This window comes from Methylobacterium sp. J-077 (assembly GCF_022829365.1).
GTDB lineage: Bacteria > Pseudomonadota > Alphaproteobacteria > Rhizobiales > Beijerinckiaceae > Methylobacterium.
Map to the genome: position 1 here is coordinate 40,626 of NZ_JAKSYJ010000121.1, position 17,199 is coordinate 57,824.

The 17,199-nt window shown below is 72.6% G+C and carries 18 protein-coding genes, 1 tRNA gene and 1 pseudogene; 7 read left to right on the forward strand and 13 right to left on the reverse strand.

What is annotated here, in order from left to right:
* Positions 1-320 precede the first annotated feature (320 nt).
* The 5 genes from MKL11_RS15150 to MKL11_RS15170 form a co-directional block, all read right to left on the reverse strand.
* Entirely contained in the window at positions 321-1,445 is a 1,125-nt protein-coding gene (locus tag MKL11_RS15150) for an aldo/keto reductase (RefSeq protein WP_243944788.1), read from the reverse strand.
* A 55-nt stretch (positions 1,446-1,500) separates the two neighbouring features.
* Positions 1,501-2,181, reverse strand: a complete 681-nt coding sequence (larB, locus tag MKL11_RS15155) for a nickel pincer cofactor biosynthesis protein LarB (protein WP_243944796.1) — start codon at positions 2,179-2,181, stop codon at positions 1,501-1,503.
* Positions 2,178-2,993, reverse strand: a complete 816-nt coding sequence (locus tag MKL11_RS15160; protein WP_243944797.1) for an adenine nucleotide alpha hydrolase — start codon at positions 2,991-2,993, stop codon at positions 2,178-2,180. The genes larB and MKL11_RS15160 overlap by 4 nt, the downstream gene beginning before the upstream one ends.
* Positions 2,990-4,273: a LarC family nickel insertion protein gene (locus MKL11_RS15165; RefSeq protein WP_243944798.1), complete on the reverse strand. Its 1,284-nt coding sequence runs from the start codon at positions 4,271-4,273 to the stop codon at positions 2,990-2,992. The genes MKL11_RS15160 and MKL11_RS15165 overlap by 4 nt, the downstream gene beginning before the upstream one ends.
* Before the next feature lie 144 nt (positions 4,274-4,417).
* Positions 4,418-5,599, reverse strand: a complete 1,182-nt coding sequence (locus MKL11_RS15170; RefSeq protein ID WP_243944799.1) for a YihY/virulence factor BrkB family protein — start codon at positions 5,597-5,599, stop codon at positions 4,418-4,420.
* Positions 5,600-5,873: 274 nt separating this feature from the next.
* Here MKL11_RS15170 and MKL11_RS15175 point away from each other — a divergent pair, with 274 nt between their 5' ends.
* Complete coding sequence (locus tag MKL11_RS15175; RefSeq protein WP_243944800.1) at positions 5,874-6,617, forward strand: sigma-70 family RNA polymerase sigma factor; 744 nt, start codon at positions 5,874-5,876, stop codon at positions 6,615-6,617.
* Between the two features lie 207 nt (positions 6,618-6,824).
* On the opposite strand, the gene MKL11_RS15180 is transcribed toward MKL11_RS15175, so the two are convergent.
* The 3 genes from MKL11_RS15180 to MKL11_RS15190 all read right to left on the reverse strand — a co-directional run bounded on the left by MKL11_RS15180 (position 6,825) and on the right by MKL11_RS15190 (position 8,078).
* Complete coding sequence (locus tag MKL11_RS15180; protein WP_243944801.1) at positions 6,825-7,127, reverse strand: hypothetical protein; 303 nt, start codon at positions 7,125-7,127, stop codon at positions 6,825-6,827.
* Between the two features lie 9 nt (positions 7,128-7,136).
* Positions 7,137-7,424, reverse strand: a complete 288-nt coding sequence (locus MKL11_RS15185) for a hypothetical protein (protein WP_243944802.1) — start codon at positions 7,422-7,424, stop codon at positions 7,137-7,139.
* Between the two features lie 96 nt (positions 7,425-7,520).
* Positions 7,521-8,078, reverse strand: coding sequence for a metallophosphoesterase (locus MKL11_RS15190; protein ID WP_243944843.1), 558 nt, complete (start codon positions 8,076-8,078; stop codon positions 7,521-7,523).
* Positions 8,079-8,322: 244 nt separating this feature from the next.
* Between MKL11_RS15190 and MKL11_RS15195 the strand changes: the two genes are divergently transcribed.
* From MKL11_RS15195 to MKL11_RS33565, 5 genes and pseudogenes are all read left to right on the forward strand, one after another.
* Positions 8,323-8,979 carry a DNA-3-methyladenine glycosylase family protein gene (locus MKL11_RS15195; protein ID WP_243944845.1) on the forward strand — a complete coding sequence of 219 codons (657 nt, stop codon included), beginning with the start codon at positions 8,323-8,325 and terminating at the stop codon, positions 8,977-8,979.
* Between the two features lie 38 nt (positions 8,980-9,017).
* Positions 9,018-9,093 (forward strand) — tRNA-Ile (locus MKL11_RS15200).
* 231 nt (positions 9,094-9,324) lie between these two features.
* Positions 9,325-9,465 (forward strand): hypothetical protein, encoded by a 141-nt coding sequence (locus MKL11_RS33555; RefSeq protein ID WP_409565864.1) that lies wholly within the window; start codon positions 9,325-9,327, stop codon positions 9,463-9,465.
* A pseudogene (locus tag MKL11_RS33560) lies at positions 9,422-9,874 on the forward strand (transposase); the annotation flags it as partial. The gene MKL11_RS33555 and the pseudogene MKL11_RS33560, both read left to right, overlap by 44 nt.
* Positions 9,875-10,110: 236 nt before the next feature.
* Positions 10,111-10,494, forward strand: coding sequence for a hypothetical protein (locus MKL11_RS33565; protein WP_409565865.1), 384 nt, complete (start codon positions 10,111-10,113; stop codon positions 10,492-10,494).
* Positions 10,495-10,515: 21 nt separating this feature from the next.
* Here MKL11_RS33565 and MKL11_RS15210 read toward each other — a convergent pair whose 3' ends face one another.
* The 5 genes from MKL11_RS15210 to MKL11_RS15230 all read right to left on the reverse strand — a co-directional run bounded on the left by MKL11_RS15210 (position 10,516) and on the right by MKL11_RS15230 (position 15,503).
* Positions 10,516-11,508 carry an NAD(P)H-dependent glycerol-3-phosphate dehydrogenase gene (locus MKL11_RS15210; RefSeq protein ID WP_243944803.1) on the reverse strand — a complete coding sequence of 331 codons (993 nt, stop codon included), beginning with the start codon at positions 11,506-11,508 and terminating at the stop codon, positions 10,516-10,518.
* Positions 11,505-12,359, reverse strand: a complete 855-nt coding sequence (locus MKL11_RS15215; RefSeq protein WP_243944804.1) for a GNAT family N-acetyltransferase — start codon at positions 12,357-12,359, stop codon at positions 11,505-11,507. The genes MKL11_RS15210 and MKL11_RS15215 overlap by 4 nt, the downstream gene beginning before the upstream one ends.
* Entirely contained in the window at positions 12,356-13,417 is a 1,062-nt protein-coding gene (gene tsaD, locus MKL11_RS15220) for a tRNA (adenosine(37)-N6)-threonylcarbamoyltransferase complex transferase subunit TsaD (protein WP_243944805.1), read from the reverse strand. Before tsaD ends, MKL11_RS15215 begins: the two co-directional genes overlap by 4 nt.
* A 111-nt stretch (positions 13,418-13,528) precedes the next feature.
* Positions 13,529-13,738 carry a molybdopterin-binding protein gene (locus MKL11_RS15225; protein ID WP_243944806.1) on the reverse strand — a complete coding sequence of 70 codons (210 nt, stop codon included), beginning with the start codon at positions 13,736-13,738 and terminating at the stop codon, positions 13,529-13,531.
* A 457-nt stretch (positions 13,739-14,195) separates the two neighbouring features.
* Entirely contained in the window at positions 14,196-15,503 is a 1,308-nt protein-coding gene (locus MKL11_RS15230) for a DUF2254 domain-containing protein (protein ID WP_243944807.1), read from the reverse strand.
* Positions 15,504-15,713: 210 nt separating this feature from the next.
* Between MKL11_RS15230 and MKL11_RS15235 the strand changes: the two genes are divergently transcribed.
* The gene (locus MKL11_RS15235) at positions 15,714-16,967 is read left to right on the forward strand and encodes a cation:proton antiporter (protein ID WP_243944808.1); all 1,254 of its coding nucleotides are present in this window, start codon (positions 15,714-15,716) and stop codon (positions 16,965-16,967) included.
* The last annotated feature ends 232 nt before the right edge of the window (positions 16,968-17,199 follow it).

Here is a 17,199-nt window from a genome sequence, read left to right on the forward strand (position 1 = left end):
GCCGGCCGTCAGGCCGGGTCGGGAGAGGGGAGCCCGGGTTCAGGAAAGGGTGCGACCGGCATGACGGGCGAAGCCTTGGTCTGCACCGTCGCTCCCCTCTCCCGACCCCCTTTCGGGGGCCACCCTCCCCCGCAGAGGGGGGAGGGAGAGCCGGGGTGCCTCCCGTGTCTTCTGCCGACCGGATGTGCGAATCCGCTAGCCCGCACGGAAGAGGGGGCCCGCACCTTCTGCGCCTACGGCATGACTCCGGCTACGGTCGAAGCTTCAGTAGGCCGTAGCCACAAGAGGGAGGAGAGCGCCCCCGCACCCGAGCGGCGCACCTACTCCATCGTCGGCGCGAGCTTCTTCACGCCCTGCACGTCCTCGCCGAGCCAGGCGGCGTTCTTGGCGGTGCCGTCGAAGGTCGCGCTCGTCTTGAACAGCTCGTACTTGCCCTCCAGCGCGTAGGGCTTCGAGCGCGACAGCAGTTCGGCCACCGTCGCCTTGTCCATCGGCTTGAAGGTCTTCACCGCCTCGAAGGCCTGGTCGAGGTCGCGCTGGTTCTGGATGCCGGTGATCACCACCGAGACCGGCAGGTTCAGCGAGAAGTGCAGGTACTCGATCGGCCGGATCGGCGCGTCCGCCTTCAGGATCACCCCGTCGCCGAACGTCTTCATGGCGAGCGGCGCGATGCCCTCGGCCACGAGGTGCGGCAGCACGAGATGGCCGAACGAGCGGAAATGCGCGTCCATCACGTTGAGCGGCATCTGGCAGGAATCGAACTGGAAGCCGCGCTCCTGCGCGACGCTCAGCATCTGCAGGTGGATGCGGGGGTCCTTGTGGCCGGTGAAGCCGATATAGCGCAGCTTGCCTTGGCGTTTGGCCTCCAGGAAGCCCTCCATGGCGCCGCCCTCCGCGAAGACGCGATCCGGGTCGTCGTAGCGCAGGATCTCGTGGTGCTGGACGAGGTCGATCCGGTCGGTGCGCAGGCGCAGGAGCGACTGGTCGATCTGCTTGAGCGCCTCCTCCTTGGTCCGCCCGTCCATCTTGGACATCAGGAAGACCTTGTCGCGGTAGCCGCCCTGGGCCAGCGCCGCGCCCATGCGCAGCTCGGAGCGGCCGTCGTTGTAGTCCCAGCAATTGTCCATGAAGGTGATGCCGCGATCGACGCCCTCGTGGATCAGCCGGGTCGCCTCGTCGTCGGTCACCGCGCTCTTGCCGAGGTGGAACCCGCCCATGCCGATCGCCGAGATTTTTTCGGAGGTTCGGCCGAAGGTGCGATAGAGCATCTCGCCCCGGCGCTCGCCCGGATCGGTGATCAGCGGCAGGTCGGCCGGGTCCTGCGGCCGCGTGTTCGGAAGCGGCGGGACGCTCACGGCCGCACCTGCGCTGCCGGCGCCCGCGAGGCCTGTTCCCGTGATGCCCGCGCCGAGCACGGCGCCTTGAAGGAAGCTGCGGCGTTCCATCGGATATCTCCGTTCGGGAGGAATTTGGGATCGAGCGGTAACGGGTGGCGGGACATCATCGTTCGACCTCCTGGGCGAGGCGGCTCGCCGCGTTGAGCAGGCGCAGGGCGGCGCAGGCCGCGCCGTAGCCGTTGTCGATATTGACCACCGTGATCCCGGGGGCGCAGCTCGCCAGCACCGCGTCGAGGGCCGCCCGCCCGCCCGCGGCGACGCCGTAGCCCACGGAGGTCGGGACCGCGATCACCGCCCCGGCCACGAGGCCGCCGACCACGCTCGGCAGCGCCGCATCCATGCCGGCGGCGACGATCACCACCGGATGCGCCCGGATCTCCTCCAGCCGCGTGGTCAGCCGCCACAGGCCGGCGACGCCGACATCGGCGAACAGCGTCACGGCCCGGCCGGCATAGCCGAGCGTGCGCAGGGCTTCCCGGGCGACGGGCACGTCCGAGGTGCCGGCCGCCACCAATGCGACCCGGGCCGGGCCGGCGACGGCCGGAGGCGTGCCGAACACCGCCGTGCGCGAGACCGGGCAATAGTCGAGCCGGCCCGCTTGTCCGAGCCGGGAACACTTCTCCGGGTCGAGCCGGGTCAGGAGCAGCGAGGCGCCGCGATCTCCGGCCGCCATCAGGATCGCGTCGATCTGCTCGGGGCTCTTGCCGGCGCAGAAGATCGCCTCCTCCAGGCCAATCCGCTCGGGCCGGGCGAAGTCGAGGGTGAACTCGTCCGCAACGCTCATGTCGGGGAGGCTCCGGTCAGGAAGGCGCTGCCGACCCGATAGGGCGCGAACCGGACCGGGCCGGCGAGACGCGACGGCGCGATCTCCCGGATGCCGGCCCCGAGTTGTTCGCGACGTTTCGGGTCGAGGGCCGCGAGGCTGCCGGCGTCGAGCTCCACCACCACGCCCTCGGCGCGCACCCGGCAGCGGACGGCCCGCCTGGCGCCCGCCCCGGTCTCGAGGGCGCCCCCGACCAGAAGCTCGACCGCGTGGATGAAGCCCAGCGTCTCCGGCTCGATCGGGATGCCGGTCTCGACCCGGCTCGACAGGCACGGGGCGGACGGCAACTCGGCCACATTCCCGAGGCCGAGGTCGCGGGCGAGGGCCCGGACGGCCGCCTTGTCGAGGCCCGCCTCCACGTAGGGGTGGCGCACCCCGTGCTCCCGCGCGGCGTCGAGGCCGGGGCGGTACTCGCCGAGATCGTCGCGATTGGCACCCGACAGGATCTGCCGGTCGGTGACGCTCCGGATCGCCCCGTACAGGTTGGTCTTGCAGAAGAAGCAGCGGTTGACCGGGTTCGCCCGGTAGGCCGGGTCGGCGAACTCGCCGGCCTCGATCACCCGCAGGTCCCAGCCCTCCCGGGCGGCCTCGGACCGGACCCGTGCGGTCGCCTCGCCGGGCACGGCCGGGGAGACCGCGTGGACGACGAGCGTCGCGCGCGGCGCCAGCCGGTGGGCGAGGGTGGCCAGCGTCAGGCTGTCGACCCCGCCGCTCACCGCCACCGCGACGGGCCCGAGCTCCGTCAGCACGGCTTCGAGATGCACGCGCGTCACCGCTCCTCCTTCATGATTTGTTGCAGGGCGAGGGCCTCGGCCTCGCGGCGCAGGCGCGCCCGGTCGGCCTGGCCCGCCTGGTCCACGGCGTCGTCGGCCTCGGCCTTGGCGGTGCGCCCACCCGGCCGGTCGACGACCTTGACCCGGACCCGGTGCCCCTCGGGCGCGACGGTCACGGCCTCCCGGTCGAGCACCGCGCGCGTCACCCGGTGGTGCCGCAGCCCGATCGTGGTGGTCTCGCGGAAGCAGGCCGCGATCGCCGCCTCCAGGCTCTCGGGCTGAACCAGCGCCTGGATATGGGCCATCATCCGGCCCTTCTTGCCCAGGACCGGCATCTGCACGACGTCGCGCACGCCGGGCTCCGCGCGCAGGCGGGCGAGGCCCATGGCCAGGTCCTCGCCCGACTGGTCGTCGATCTCGAACGCGATGACCGCGAGCTCGCCCCTATCCGGCCGCGAGGCGAGCGCGTCGTCCAGCGCCAGGGCGCGCAGGCAATTGCTGAGGCCCGGCAGCACCTTGGTGCCGAAGCCGATGCCGCTGCGCCCGATCGTGCCGGGGGGCCGGCCGCGCCCGGGATCGTCGCCGCAGAGATGGCGCAGGATCGCGGCGCCGGTGGGCGTCACGCGCTCGCCCGCGATCCCGTCGTCGAGGGTCGAAAAACCTTCGAGCAGGAGCGTGGTGGCCGGCGCCGGCACCGGCAGCGGGCCGTGCTGGGTCCGGACCCGGCCGGAGCCCAGGGGCAGGGCCGAGACGCTCCAGCTCCGCACCTCCAGCGCGGCGATCAGGTGGGCGGCGGCGACGATGTCGGCGATCGAATCGTAGGCGCCGACCTCGTGGAACGCCACCGCGTCGACCGTGATGCCGTGGACCCGGGCCTCCGCGTCGGCGAGGTGCCCGAAGATCGCCAGCGCATGCGCCCGGACGGCCGGGGCGAGATCCGCACGCTCCAGCTCCGCGCGGATCTCGGACCAGGGCCGGTGGCCGTGATCGGAAGCGTCGTGCGCGTGGCTGTGCGGATGATCGTGATGGTGATGATCGTGAGGGTGGTGGCCGTCGTGCCGGTGCGGCGCGGGAGCCGCCTCCGTCCCCGGGGCCGAGACCGCGAAGCGCAGTCCCTGCAGGATGCCGTCATTATGGTCGGACGCCGCGCAGGCGATGCGCGGATCGACGGCCCGCACGCTCGCGCGCACGCCCTCCAGATGCTCGGGAAAGGCATCCAGCAGCGCGGCGGCGAACATGTCGCCGGCGGCGCCGCCGAGCGCGTCGAGGTGGATATGCATGGTGCGTCGGTGGGCCCGAACCGGTTTCCGGATGCCGCTCAGATCGGCCGCCGCCGTCCGAAGGCAAGGGACGCGGCCCCGATCCGGCGACGCGGCGTATCGCCCAAGGTCCAGACCGGACCGCCGCGCGAAATGACCGTCCCCTCACTCGGCCGCGGCGCCCACCGAGTCGGCCATGCGCGCCCGCCGCGTGCCGAGCGGCTGGGGCTCGCCCACCGTCGTGTCCTCGGCGGTCTGGTGCTCCATCTCGGCGTTGAGCTGGGCGCCGGCCAGCACGATCATGGTCGAGATCCAGATCCAGGTCATGAAGCCGATGGCGGCGCCGAGGGAGCCGTAGGTCTTGTTGTAGCTGCCGAAATGGGCGACGTACCAGGAGAACAGCAGCGAGGCGACGAGCCACAGCAGGGCCGAAGCGGCGCCTCCGGGCGTCACCCAGCGCCAGCGCGGCGCATCCCGGCTCGGGCCGTAGCGGTAGAGCAGGGCGAGCCCGAGCAGGACCGCCACGAGCAGCGCCGGCCAGCGCAGCAGGGTCAGCCACCAGGCATCGGTGCCGAGCCCGATATACGAGAGCACCACCGGCAGCACCACGACCGCGGCCAGGGCCAGGATCAGGAAGGCCAGCGCCCCGGCGGTGAAGCCGAGGGAGACCACGTTGAGCAGGACGAAATTGCGCTTCTCGCGCTCGTCGTAGACGATGTTGAGCGCGTCGAAGACGTGCTTCACGCCGCCATTGGCGCTCCAGACCGACAGGACGATGCTGACGATCAGGCTCAGGCCGAGCGCGGTGTTGCCCTTCTCGTTCAGGCGCTTGATCTGGTCGGTGAGGATGTCGAGGGCGCCCTGGGGCATGATGCCCTGGAGGCTGGCGAGCTGGTCGTTGATGGTCGAGGCGTCGGCCACGAGGCCGTAGCAGGAGACGAGCGCCGCCACCGCCGGGAAGATCGCCAGCAGGGTGAAGAAGGTCACGCCCGCCGCGATCAGCGACAGGCGGTTCTCGCCGATGGCGCGATAGGTGCGCAGGGCGATGTCCTTCCAGCCCTTGGCGGGGATCTCGGCCGGATGGCTGGCGCCCCGCCCGCGATCGGCCTGGGTCCGGGCGACCGCCTGTGCGTCGGCGCCCTCATGCGTGGGCGACGGCGCATGCGCCGAAGAGCCCGCGAAGGCGGACCGGGGGCGCGGCTCCGTCTGCGGCCGCGCGGGTGCGGCCGCCCGGCGCGGGAACGCGACCAGGCCGACCAGGGCGGTGGCCAGCGCCAGGGCCCAGACGGTCGAGGCCGCCCCCCCGGGGTCGCGGGCCGCGCCGCGGTCTGGATCGGGTGAAGCCATCGATACGCCTCGGCACGGGGTCGCGGATAAGCCGTCGAACCGGCACCCGACGGGTCGCAGATCCGACAGGGGAACGCCGCTGCGGCCGCCCGGTTCGCCGGTTTGTTGTCATCCGCGGCGGCATCCGGTCCTCAGTGCCGCAGTCTTGCTTGTATTGGACCGGTTTCATCTTCCGAGGGCCGGGTTCTAACCCATGTTGGGGCGAGGGCGGCGCAAGCGCGCCACAAGCGATCCTCGACGGGCGCGACCGGCCCGTTCGCCGACGCCCGGACCTATGCCCGATATCGAAGGCCCCCTCCTGCGCGATCCGGCCCCCGACGTCCGGCAGGGCCTGCCGGACGCGGTGCGCCTCCATCTCGGAACCCTGCTCGGCCTCACCTACGACCGGCTCGGGCCGGCCCCGGGGGCGACCTCCGATCGCTTCGCCGACCTGCTGGCCCGCCTCGACGCCGCGCTCGCCAGGGACGAAGATTCGGGCGAGCGGGAGGCCGCGTTCCGGTCCGGCCTGCTGAAGGGGGTGCCGGCTCTGCACCGGTTCGCCGTGTCCCTGACCCGCGACCCGGCCGCGGCCGACGACCTCGTGCAGGACACGCTGCTGCGCGGCTGGCGCGGGCGGGCCGGCTTCACCCCCGGCTCCAACCTGGAGGCGTGGCTGTTCACGATCCTGCGCAACGTGTTCTACAGCCAGCACCGCAAGCACGGCCGCGAGGTCGCCGACACCGACGGCAGCTATGCCGAGCGGCTGACCAGCGTGCCCGAGCAGGGCGGCCATCTCGACCTCCAGGACGTGCGCGCCGCCCTCGAGCGCCTCGCCCCGGTGATGCGGGAGGCCCTGGTCCTCGTGGCGATCGAGAACCTGAGCTACGAGGAAGCCGCCGCCGTCATGAACTGCCAGATCGGCACGGTGAAGAGCCGGGTCTGGCGCGCCCGCGAGCAGCTCGCCCGGATGCTGGGCTACACGGGCGCCGAGATCGGCAACGACGGGGTGATGCTGTCGGTGACCGGACTCTCGGCCTGAGAGAGCCGCAAGGGTTTCCACCGACGAATATCCCTATCCGTCGCGCGCGCCTCTGTATTCGCCAGCGAATTTGACTTAAGTGAAGGCGCCCGGGGTCATTCCCGAGCGACATAGGGCGAGCCGGGTCGATCCATCGTCCCGGCTCGACTCCCGTCGGTGTGACATCCCCCCGATCCACCGACGGGAGCCCCTTGCCGGGGCGAATGCTCAGCGCCCGGTCTCGTCCGCCCGGTCCGCGTCGAGCTGCTGCAGCAGCTCCGCCAGCCTCGGATCCAGCGCCTCGTCGATCACCGGATCATACAGCGCCTGCAGCTGGCGGCCGAGCCGCATCCGCGTCTGCGCGTCGAGGGCCGGGGCGCCGCTCGCGACCGGGAACACCCGCAGGGCCGTGGGGGCGGTCCCGGGGGCGGATCTCGGGGCGGCGCGCGGATGATCGGGATATGGCATCCCGCCTACATCGGCCTGGAGGGGCGCGACGGCAACCACCCGGCGCCACGACGTCTCAGGCATCGTCCGGTTCTACGCGTCGTCCTCGGGCGCGAACACTTCACCCTTCTCGGCCAGCACCGCATCGGCCTCGTCGCGGGCGAGCTCGTCCGCGTCGGCGCGGCCGAGCGCCCGGGCCAGCGCGCGCTCCCAATCCGGGGGCGGGGGGCTGCCCTGCGCGGCCAGGATCGCGGCGGTCCGGTCGCGCAGCCGCGCCCAGGATTGCGCATCCAGTGCGGCGACGGCGCCCCCGAGGCCGAGGTCGGCGGCGGCCTGCGCGGCGGCGGCCGTCCAGGCGGGCGGGGCGGGAGATTCGGTCATGGCGGCCTCTCGCGGCGGTCTCGATCCGACCCGGACATAGAGCGGACGCGCGCGAGGACGCGCCTGCGAACCCAAAAACCTCGGCGGCCCCGAAGGTCAGCGCAGCCCGTGGCGGGCGATCTCCTCGGGCACCAACTCGGCCGCGTCCTGGCGCGCCAGGATGGCGTCGAGACCGACCGGGCGGTCGTCCCAGGCATCGACGCCGACATCGCAGGAGCGGCTGGTATCGGGTAGCCAGCCGTGGCTGTGGCCGTAGAGATGGCGGGTCTCCCGCCACAGGCCCGGCCAGGCCCGGTGCGCGTAGTGCGACAGGAACAGGCGGTGCTCCCGGCCCTGGCCGTCCGGGGCCGAGATCCGGGCATTGTCGGCGGGCGGCTCCGCCCAGGGCAGGCCGAGCACGCGGTTCGAATCGTGGTTGCCCCGGACCAGCCGCTTGGTGCCGTTGAGCTGCGCGAACAGGGCCGCGCAATGCTCCCGGCTCGCCCCTGCGGCGAAGTCGCCGAGATGCCAGACCGCGTCGTCGGGGCCGACCACGGCGTTCCAGGCGGCGACCAGGGCCGCGTCATGCGCCTCCAGGCTGCCGTAGCGCGCGCCGCGATGGCGGAGGATGTGCGGGTCGCCGAAATGCGTGTCCGCGGTGAAGAAGATCGCCATGGCGCCGAATCCGCGAAGCCCGTCCCAACCCACCGTGGCATCCGGCGCCGTTCCGAGGTGGACCGGCACGCGCGCCCGGCAAGGCTTGCGCGGCATCGTGGCCGCGCCTCACGGGACGGAGCCTCGTCCGGCCGGGTGGCTCCAGGCTTTCGGGACGCGGCGGAACCGGAGGCGCCCCCGGGCCGCCGGCTTCGCGGCCGCACCCGATTGCCCGGCGCTCGGCCCAATCCCTATCTTGACCGCGATGCTCGACCCCGCCGCCTATGCGCACCTGCTCGACGCCGCCCGCGCCCATCCGCGTCTGGAAGCGGCGATCCGGCAGGCCGGCCCGCTCCGGATCGACCCGCCGGCGCAGGCCTGCGTGGCCGAAAGGCTGTTCGTCGAGGTCGTGAACCAGCAGCTCTCCACCCGGGCCGCGGCGGCGATCTGGGCGCGGATCGAGGCCGCCGCGGCGGCGGCGGGTTCGAGCCCGCGCGGGCTGTTCGAGTCCGGCGACCCGGCTCTGCTGCGGGCCTGCGGGATCTCGGGCAACAAGGTCCTAGCCCTCCGGGCGATCGTCGCCGCCGAGGCGGCGGGCCTGCTCGGCCCCGAGCTGGCCGGCCTGCCGCATCCTGAGCGCGCCGCGATCCTGTGCGGCATCCGAGGGGTCGGTCCCTGGACCGCCGACATGGTCGGCATCTTCCACTTCCACGACCCCGACATCTGGCCCGAGGGCGACGTCGCGGCGGTGGGCTGCCTGCGCCGCCTCACCGGCGGCACCGACACGCGCGCCCTCGCGGCCCCGTTCGCGCCCTACCGCTCGCTCCTGGCCCGCTACCTCTGGCGCATCAAGGACACCGCCCCGGCAGCGCCGCCAGGGCGCCCCGTCCGCCGCCCCCGCGCGGCGTCGGAATCCGGATGACGGACGGCCCCCGATCGGCTATCCGTTCGGCGGGCGCAGGGCCTGTAGCTCAATGGTTAGAGCCGACCGCTCATAACGGTCTGGTTGCAGGTTCGAGTCCTGCCGGGCCCACCATTCCCTTGTCTTTGCAACAGCTTAGCCTTGGATTCTCTCGGGTGGGACACTCCCGGGGTGCATGGCATTGCGCAACCCGACGTACCGGACCGCTCCAGGCACGGCGTCTTCCACTTCCGCTGGCGTCTCTGGGGCGCCACAGACGCACCGGGAAAACCGGCCTTCATCAAAATCTCTCTTGGCACCCGCGATCCGAAGCAGGCACTGAGTGTCTGTCCGGTGACATATTGAGTGATTGAGGAGTTTGTGATTCGACGCGGCCTGGGTGACGAGGCGCCGCTGCAGCAGGCGCTCGTCAGCGAGGCCGATCGCCTGGTCGGCGGATCGGATGCGATCCTCGTCGTCGGCGATCCTTCGACAAGTTCAGGATGAGGTCGCCTTGCCGAAGAAGGGCAACTGCTCGGCCGGCGTGGCGCCGCACTCCGCCACGACGCTGGACAAGATCGCCAACTGCCAGACGCTGGTGTCGCTCAGGCCGGCGCGCGACGCGGTGCCCGTGGCGGTCGCCCTGGCGCTGTTCCTGCCCGAGATTTGGACGGCCGACCCGGATCGAATGGCCAGGGCCGGCGTTCCCGAGGATCTGCGCGGGGCCCGTACCAAGCTGGCGATCGCCGTCGCGGAGACCGACCGGATCCGTAAGGGTGGCGTGCGCTTCGGCTCCGTGCTGGCCGATGCCGGTTACGGCTGCTCCGCCCTGTTCCGGCAGGCCCTGAGCGCGCGGCCTGAGAGGGGCTGTCGGGATCACAGGGCGCAACACGGTCTACCCGGCCGACGTGGCGATGATCTTCCCCGTCGGGGGGTTGGGCGACCGCGCCAGCGTCACGGGCCGGATCAGGTCTGGGTCGCGGCCGAAACGATCCTGGCGGACATGACGGCCGATCCGGGACGTGGCGGCACGGGACCAAGGGGCGGCTGCGGGCTCGCTTCCGTGCGCTGCGCGACTGGACGGCCGAGGGTCCGACCCGGCGGCTCGGCGCGAAAGGCGATCGGCACCGGCCCGGGGAAGCCGTCTGGCCGGTGCGCGAGGAGCGCGGCTCGGGCGAGCGCGAGGTCTACCTCTCGAACCTGCCCGCCGACGCGCCCCTCAAGCAGCGCGCCGCCGCGATCAAGGCGCGCTGGATCTGCGAGCAGGCCGACCGGCAGATGAAGGAGGAGCTCGGCCTCGACCCCTTCGAGGGCCGCTCCTGGACCGGGCCGCATCGACACGCGCCGATGACGATGATGGCCTACGCCTTCCTCCGGTCCCGGCGCCGCGCAGCAGCGGGGCGGAAAGAAACAACCGCCTGCCCACCGCCCCAGCCCTCGATGCCGGCGATCCGGCAGGCCATCCTCGATCCCTTCAGCCGGCCACCGCCGCGGCGATGCCCGCGCTGTGACGCGGCCCTCGATCCGCCACCGTAAAAATCGCCTGCCGAAGGCGTGCTAATCCGTCTCGCCGCGCAGCGGCCGGGCCAGCAGGGCGGCGATCACGTCCTCGACGCCGGCCTGGCCGGCCACGATCGCCGCCACGGCCTGGGCGACCGGCATCTCGATGCCCCTGGCCGCCGCCAGGCCGGCGAGCGCCGCGGCCGTGAAGGCGCCCTCGGCGAGCTTGCCGCCAGACGCCGCCTCGGGGCTCGCCCCGGCACCGAGGCGCTGGCCGAAGGCGAAGTTGCGCGATTGCGGCGAGGAGGCGGTCAGCACCAGGTCGCCGAGGCCCGAGAGGCCCATCAGCGTCTCGGGCCGGCCCCCGAAGGCGCGGGCGAAGCGCATCAATTCGGCGAAGGCGCGGGCGATCAGCGCCGCCCGGGCGCTCTCGCCCAGGCCGCTTCCCGCCACGATCCCGCAGGCGATGGCCAGGACGTTCTTGCCGGCGCCGCCGATCTCGACGCCGCGCACGTCGTCGGTGTGGTAGAGCCGGAAGCTCGGCCCGGACAGCAGCGTGCTCAAGGCGGCGGCGAGCCCGGGATCGGCGGCCGCCAGGGTCACGGCGGTGGGCAGGCCGCGGGCGACGTCGGCCGCGAAGCTCGGACCGGACAGGACCGCCACCGGCGTTCCCGCGGGCAGGACCGCCTCGGCCACCGCGCTCAAGAAGCTGTCGGTGCCGCGCTCGATCCCCTTGGCGCAGAGGATCACCGGGCCGGCCGAGGCGAGGGGCGCGCGCAAGCTCACCAGCACGCCGCGCACGGTCTGGGCCGGCACGACCAGCAGGGTCGCCCGGGCGCCCGCGAGCGTTTCGGAGCGCGCCGTCGCGTGGATTTGGGCGTGGAGCGGCACCCCCGGCAGGTAGCGCGGGTTCTCGCGCTCGGCCTCGAGCCTGGCGGCGGCCTCCGGGTCGCGCAGCCAGAGGGTCACGGGGTGCCCGGCGCTGGCGGCGGCGTTGGCGAGCGCCGTCCCCCAGGCGCCGCCGCCGACGACGTTGATGGGCGCGCTCATGCCGAGATCTCCGCGGGTTCGAGCCGATAGAGCACGTGGCTGCGCAGCGGCCCCTCGGGCACCGCCGGATGCGCGAACGTCTCCGCCCGGACCATGCCGAGACGCTCCATCACCGCCTGCGAGCGGCGATTGCCCGACGCGGCATAGGCCACGACCGCCCGGACGCCGCAGCGCCCGGCGAGGTCGGTGAGCGTCAGCCGCGCGGCCCTTGTGGCGAGGCCGTGGCCCCACGCGTCCCGGGCGAGGCGCCAGGCCAGTTCGATCGTCGCGCCGACTTGCTCGCCCCCCGGGAACGGCATGGCCCGCATGATCCGGAAGGCGCCCACGAAGCCGACGAACCGGCCGTCCCGCTCCAGAGCCCAGGGGCCGAACCCGTCCGCCACGAAGCGCCGGTCGCAGATGCCCGCCTCGGCGGCGCTCTCCGGCTCGGTCCGCAGCCGGGGGAGGAATTCCATCACCGCCGGGTCGGCGTTGAGCGCCGCGAACGGGGCCGTGTCCGCCGGGCGCCAGCGGCGCAGCGTCAGGTCGCCGTCCCGGAGGCCGTCGGGCACCGCCGCCACGGCGAGCTTGCCGCGCCAGGCGAGGGAGCGCCGGTTCAGCAGGGCGAGATCGGCGGTGCCGGCGAGCACCGCCTCGCCGAGGGCGATCGCGTGCTCGAGGCCCTCGGCCGGCATGGTGGCGTGGGCGGGCGGGGCGACGCTGGCGCGCCAGGGGCCGCCGCAGGAATTGTCGAGGAGGATGCGGGCGAAGCAATGGTCGAGGCGGACCGGCCAGCCGGGCCGGGCGGCCTCGGGCAGGCGGCGCGCGACGAGATCCCGCCAATGCGCGCGCCGGTCCGCGGCCGCGCTCATCCGGCCGGGACCGCGTCCCGGGCCGGGTCGGCGGCGAGCGGCCAGCGCGGGCGGGCCGGCGCCGTCAGGTCGTCGACGAGACCCAGCCGCAGCCGCTCCAGCCCGGCCCAGGCGATCATGGCGCCGTTGTCGCCGCAGAGCGGCAGGGGCGGGGCGACGAAGCCGAGGCCGGCTTCTCCGGCCAGCGCCGCCAGCGCCCGCCGGATCGCGCCGTTGGCCGAGACGCCGCCGGCCGCCACCAGGGCGGTCGGCCGGCCGGCGACGCCCGAGAAGGCGCGCAGGGCCACCCGGGCGCGGTCCACCACCACGTCGACCACAGCGGCCTGGAAGCTCGCGCACAGGTCGGCGACGTCGCGCTCGGCCAGCGGCGCGATCCGCTCGGCCTCGATCCGCAGGGCGGTCTTGAGGCCCGACAGGGAGAAATCGGCCTCGCGGCGGCCCAGCATCGGCCGGGGCAGGGCGAAGCGCTCGGGATCGCCGGATTCGGCCATGCGCTCGACCTCGGGGCCGCCGGGATAGCCGAGGCCCAGGAGCTTGGCGGCCTTGTCGAAGGCCTCGCCGATCGCGTCGTCGACCGTGGAGCCGAGCCGCACGTAATCGCCGACCCCGCGCACGGCGACGAGCTGGGTGTGGCCGCCCGAGGCCAGCAGCAGCAGGTACGGGAAGGGCAGGTTGTCGGTCAGCCGCGCGGTCAGCGCGTGGGCTTCGAGGTGGTTCACGGCGAGCAGCGGCTTGCGGGTGACCAGCGCCAGAGTCTTGGCGGTGACGAGGCCGACCAGAACGCCGCCGATCAGCCCGGGCCCGGCCGCCACCGCGATCCCGTCGAGGTCGGGGAAGCCGATCCCGGCCCTGTCGAGGGCGCGGGCGATCAGCCGGTCGAGCACCTCGACATGGGCGCGGGCGGCGATCTCGGGCACGACGCCGCCATAGGCGGCATGCTCGGCGATCTGGCTCAGCACCTCGTTGGCGCGGATCTGCCCGGCCCCGTCCTCGTCGACGGACACCACGGCCGCGGCGGTCTCGTCGCAGGTGGTCTCGATGCCGAGCACGGTCTTCACGGGCCACTCCCTCGATCAACGGACCTGCACGCCCCCGCCCGAGAGCCTGCCGGGCCGGGGTAATCCGGGCGCCGGGCGCGCGCAATGACCGCCCGGACGCCGACGGGCCGCTCAGTCGACCGCGATCATCACGTCGGAGGCCTTCACCACCGCGTAGGCCGGGCCGCCGGCCACGAGCTTGAGCGAATCGACCGCCTCGTTGGTGATCGAGGCGGTGATCACCTGACCGGGGCTGATCTCGATCTTCACGTGGGCCGTGGTCGAGCCCTTCTCGACCGAGACCACCGTGCCCTTGAGGACGTTGCGCGCGCTGATCTTCATGGTGTGCCGCCAAGCTCCTTCGGGCCGCACCGGGCGGCCTCCGGCGGGTCTCCTACAGCATGGCGCGGAAAGGCGCGACCACCCGGGGGGGCGGACACGCCCGTCACGCGCTCTCGGCCAGGATGGATTGCCATCCCATGCCGGTCCGCGCCCTCGCCGCTGCCCCGTGTCGGCCTCGCGCGACAGGCGCGTCAGCGAGGCCAGCGGCGGTCGTGTCCGGATGGCGAGAGCGCGGCCTTCGCGCTGGTCGTGGCGAACTCGCCGCTGGCGGATGCCGACTGCGAGCCCTCAAGGCCTGTCTCGGCCCGCTCTTAGGGCCGCACTGGATCGACGACGCCCCGATGGCGATGGTCTTCCCGCGCGCCGGGCTGAAGACTGGGGCATCGGGCGGCCAAGGCTCAGGGCTCGACGCCCGGGAATCGGCCGGCCGCTTGAGGGGGTTTCTCGGGTGACCGTCTCAGGGCGCCGAGGTGACGGACGCGGTGGCCGCGGCGATGCGGAACCGTCGGTAACTGCCTTCCAGGTCGGCGAGGTCGGACGGGTCCGCCACGTCGCGCCGGGCGGCGGCGATGACAAGATCCGCGTGACGCGTGAGCTCGGCCGTGCGGTCCGTCAATCGCTCGACCTCGGCGACGCGGGCGAGCACGTCGAGCATCCGCCCCAGCACGTGCACGGAGCCGGCGGCGTTCTGGCGGATCATGTGGAACATGGCATCGCACAGGCCATCGTAATCGGTCACCGGATGGACCAGCACGATGCGCCCGTCTCGCACCACCGTGCCGGTCGGAAGGTGACGGGTGGCCGTCCGGCACAGGGCATCGCCGAGATGGTCGACGACGCTGCCGGCGGTGAACGGATCGTTGATGCCCGGCGAGAGCGCTCGGACCGCGATCTCGACCAGTTGGCGGATCGAGTATTCCAGATCCTGGAGGGCGGCCGGGCGACGCCCGAAGGCTAGAGCCCGCGAGATGGCCGCCTCGGCGTCCTCGACACCGGTCGAGAGGAACGCGACCGGGTAACCGCTCGGCACGTAGTCGCCGGGCCGCACCCGCAGGGCGACGGTCACGCCGTGCTCGCTGGCCCAATCGGCCAGTCCACCGACATCGATGGCCTGCAGGTAGCCGGCGCCCTTCCCGACCACCGCACGCCGTGCAGGAAGCTCGGACGGGCGCGTCTCGTCCGCTTCGTCGCGCGTGCGCGCCTCCACGGCCCTGCACAGGTCGCCAAAGACGGCGTCGACCACGGTCTCGACGTTGATGCTGGCGGCGATGTGGTGGACGAACCAGACCAACGTCGCGAGCGACAACAGCGCCAGCGCCATGGCCCCGGTGATGGCGAGGTGCGGGACGAACGGGCTCTCCTGCACCGTGCGCACCGTGCGGAGGACCATCAGGGCATAGGCGAAGGTCCCGAGGAAGATGCCCAGCACCACCTGGTTGCGGGCATCACGGGTGAAGTTGCGAAGCAGCCGCGGGCCCATCTGCCCGGATGCCAGGGTCAGCGCCGCGATGGTGATGGAGAAGGTCGTCCCGGCGACCCCGATCGTGGAGGACGCCACCGCGCTGAGCAGCGCCCTCGCGCCCTCGGCGCCCCCGGAGTAGCCCCAGTTCTGGTCGGGCGAGGACGCATCGTAGCCGGCGATGTGGGCCGTCTCCAGCCAGACCCCGACCTGGGCCAGAACGATGCAGCCCAGGACGATCAGCGCCGGCCTCAGCCAGAACAGGTCGCCGAGGGCCTCGACCCAAGCTTTGACGCGCGTACTCATGGGCCCGGCCTGCCAGCTCTGACCACCCACGGCAATCGTCGAGAAGCGATCCCATCGCCGAGACGGCGCCGATGCGCATTGAGGTCTTTCGAGGGCGCACAGCGTCGCATGGCCGAGGAGGGCTTTCCGCTCGTTGGGTGTCGAACGTCGCTTCTCCCTCTTCGCAGGTCGGTTCGGCCCGGCGGGGGCCAAACGCATGAAGGGGACCCCTTGATCTCGATCTTCGACCTCGCGGCGCTGCTGCTCACCCTTTCGGCCCTGTTCGGGTGGCTGAACCGCCGCTTCCTGCGCATGCCCCACACCATCGGCCTTCTCGTCATGGGGTTCTTCGCTTCGCTCGCACTGGTCCTCGTGGATGTCGCCTTCCCACGGCAGCACCTCTACGAGGAACTCACCCGCGTCCTCGACCAAGTCGACTTCACCGGCGTGGTCATGAACGGGATGCTGGCCTTCCTGCTGTTCGCCGGCGCCCTGAACCTCGACCTCCGCGCCCTCCGGGAACGGGCCATGGCGGTCGCGACCCTCGCGCTGCTCGGCACGCTGGTCTCAACCGCCGTAGTGGGCGGGACGTTCTGGGCGGCGGCTCAGGCGCTCGGCACCCCGGTGCCGGTGGCCTGGGCCCTGGTGTTCGGGGCGTTGATCAGCCCGACCGACCCCGTCGCGGTCCTGGCCACCCTGAAGAACGTCGACGTCCCGGAAGCCCTCGAAGTGGAGATGCAAGGCGAGGCGCTGTTCAACGACGGCATCGGCATCGTGCTGTTCACGGTGCTCGTCGCCTTCGCGGCCGGCAAGGGTGGCGAGGCGACGAGCGTAGGGGGTGTGGCGACGCTCCTCCTGCACGAAGCCGGGGGCGGCGTGGTCCTCGGCATCGTCACCGGCTACGTCGCCTATCGCGCGATGAAGGCCATCGACGACTTTCCCGTGGAGGTGCTGATTACGCTGGCCCTCGTCACCGGGACCTACGCGCTCGCGCAGAAGCTCGGGGTCAGCGGACCTCTCGCGGTGGTCGCCGCGGGTCTGCTGATCGGCGAGCGGGCACCACGCTATGCCATGAGCGACACGACCCGGACGTATGTCTCGGCCCTGTGGACCCTCGTCGACGAGGTGCTGAACTCGGTCCTGTTCCTGCTGATCGGCCTGGAGGTGCTCGTCCTCCGCTTTCAGGCCTCAGGGCTGGCGCTGGCCGCCTGCGCCGTTCCCATCGTTCTGCTCGCCCGCCTCATCGCCGTTTCCGCGCCGGTCCTGCTGTTCCGCTGGGGCGGCAACCTCTCGCTCGGCAACGTGCCGTTCCTGACCTGGGCGGGCGTGCGCGGCGGCATCTCGGTGGCGCTGGCTCTGTCGATACCGGAGAGCGAGGCCAAGCCCGCGGTCCTGGCGGCGACCTATGCGGTGGTGCTGTTCACCATCGTCGTTCAGGGCTCGACCCTCGGCCTCGTCGCACGACGAACGCTGCGCGCGAAGTAAGTGCCTCTCACAAAACTCCCGAGGCACCGTCGCGTGCAGAGGGAGAGCTCCTCGGAACCGGGGGTCTTGTGACAGGCTCTCAATCCACCTGCGATCTGCGTACCGACGCTGCCGAGGAGGAAGGCCGCTACGCACGGAAGGCCCGCGGACCGACCAGGGCGCAGCCGCGTCCGGCAGACGCGCCGTCATCGGCCGATCTGAGCCAAGATGGGGATTTGGCGCACCGTCCGCT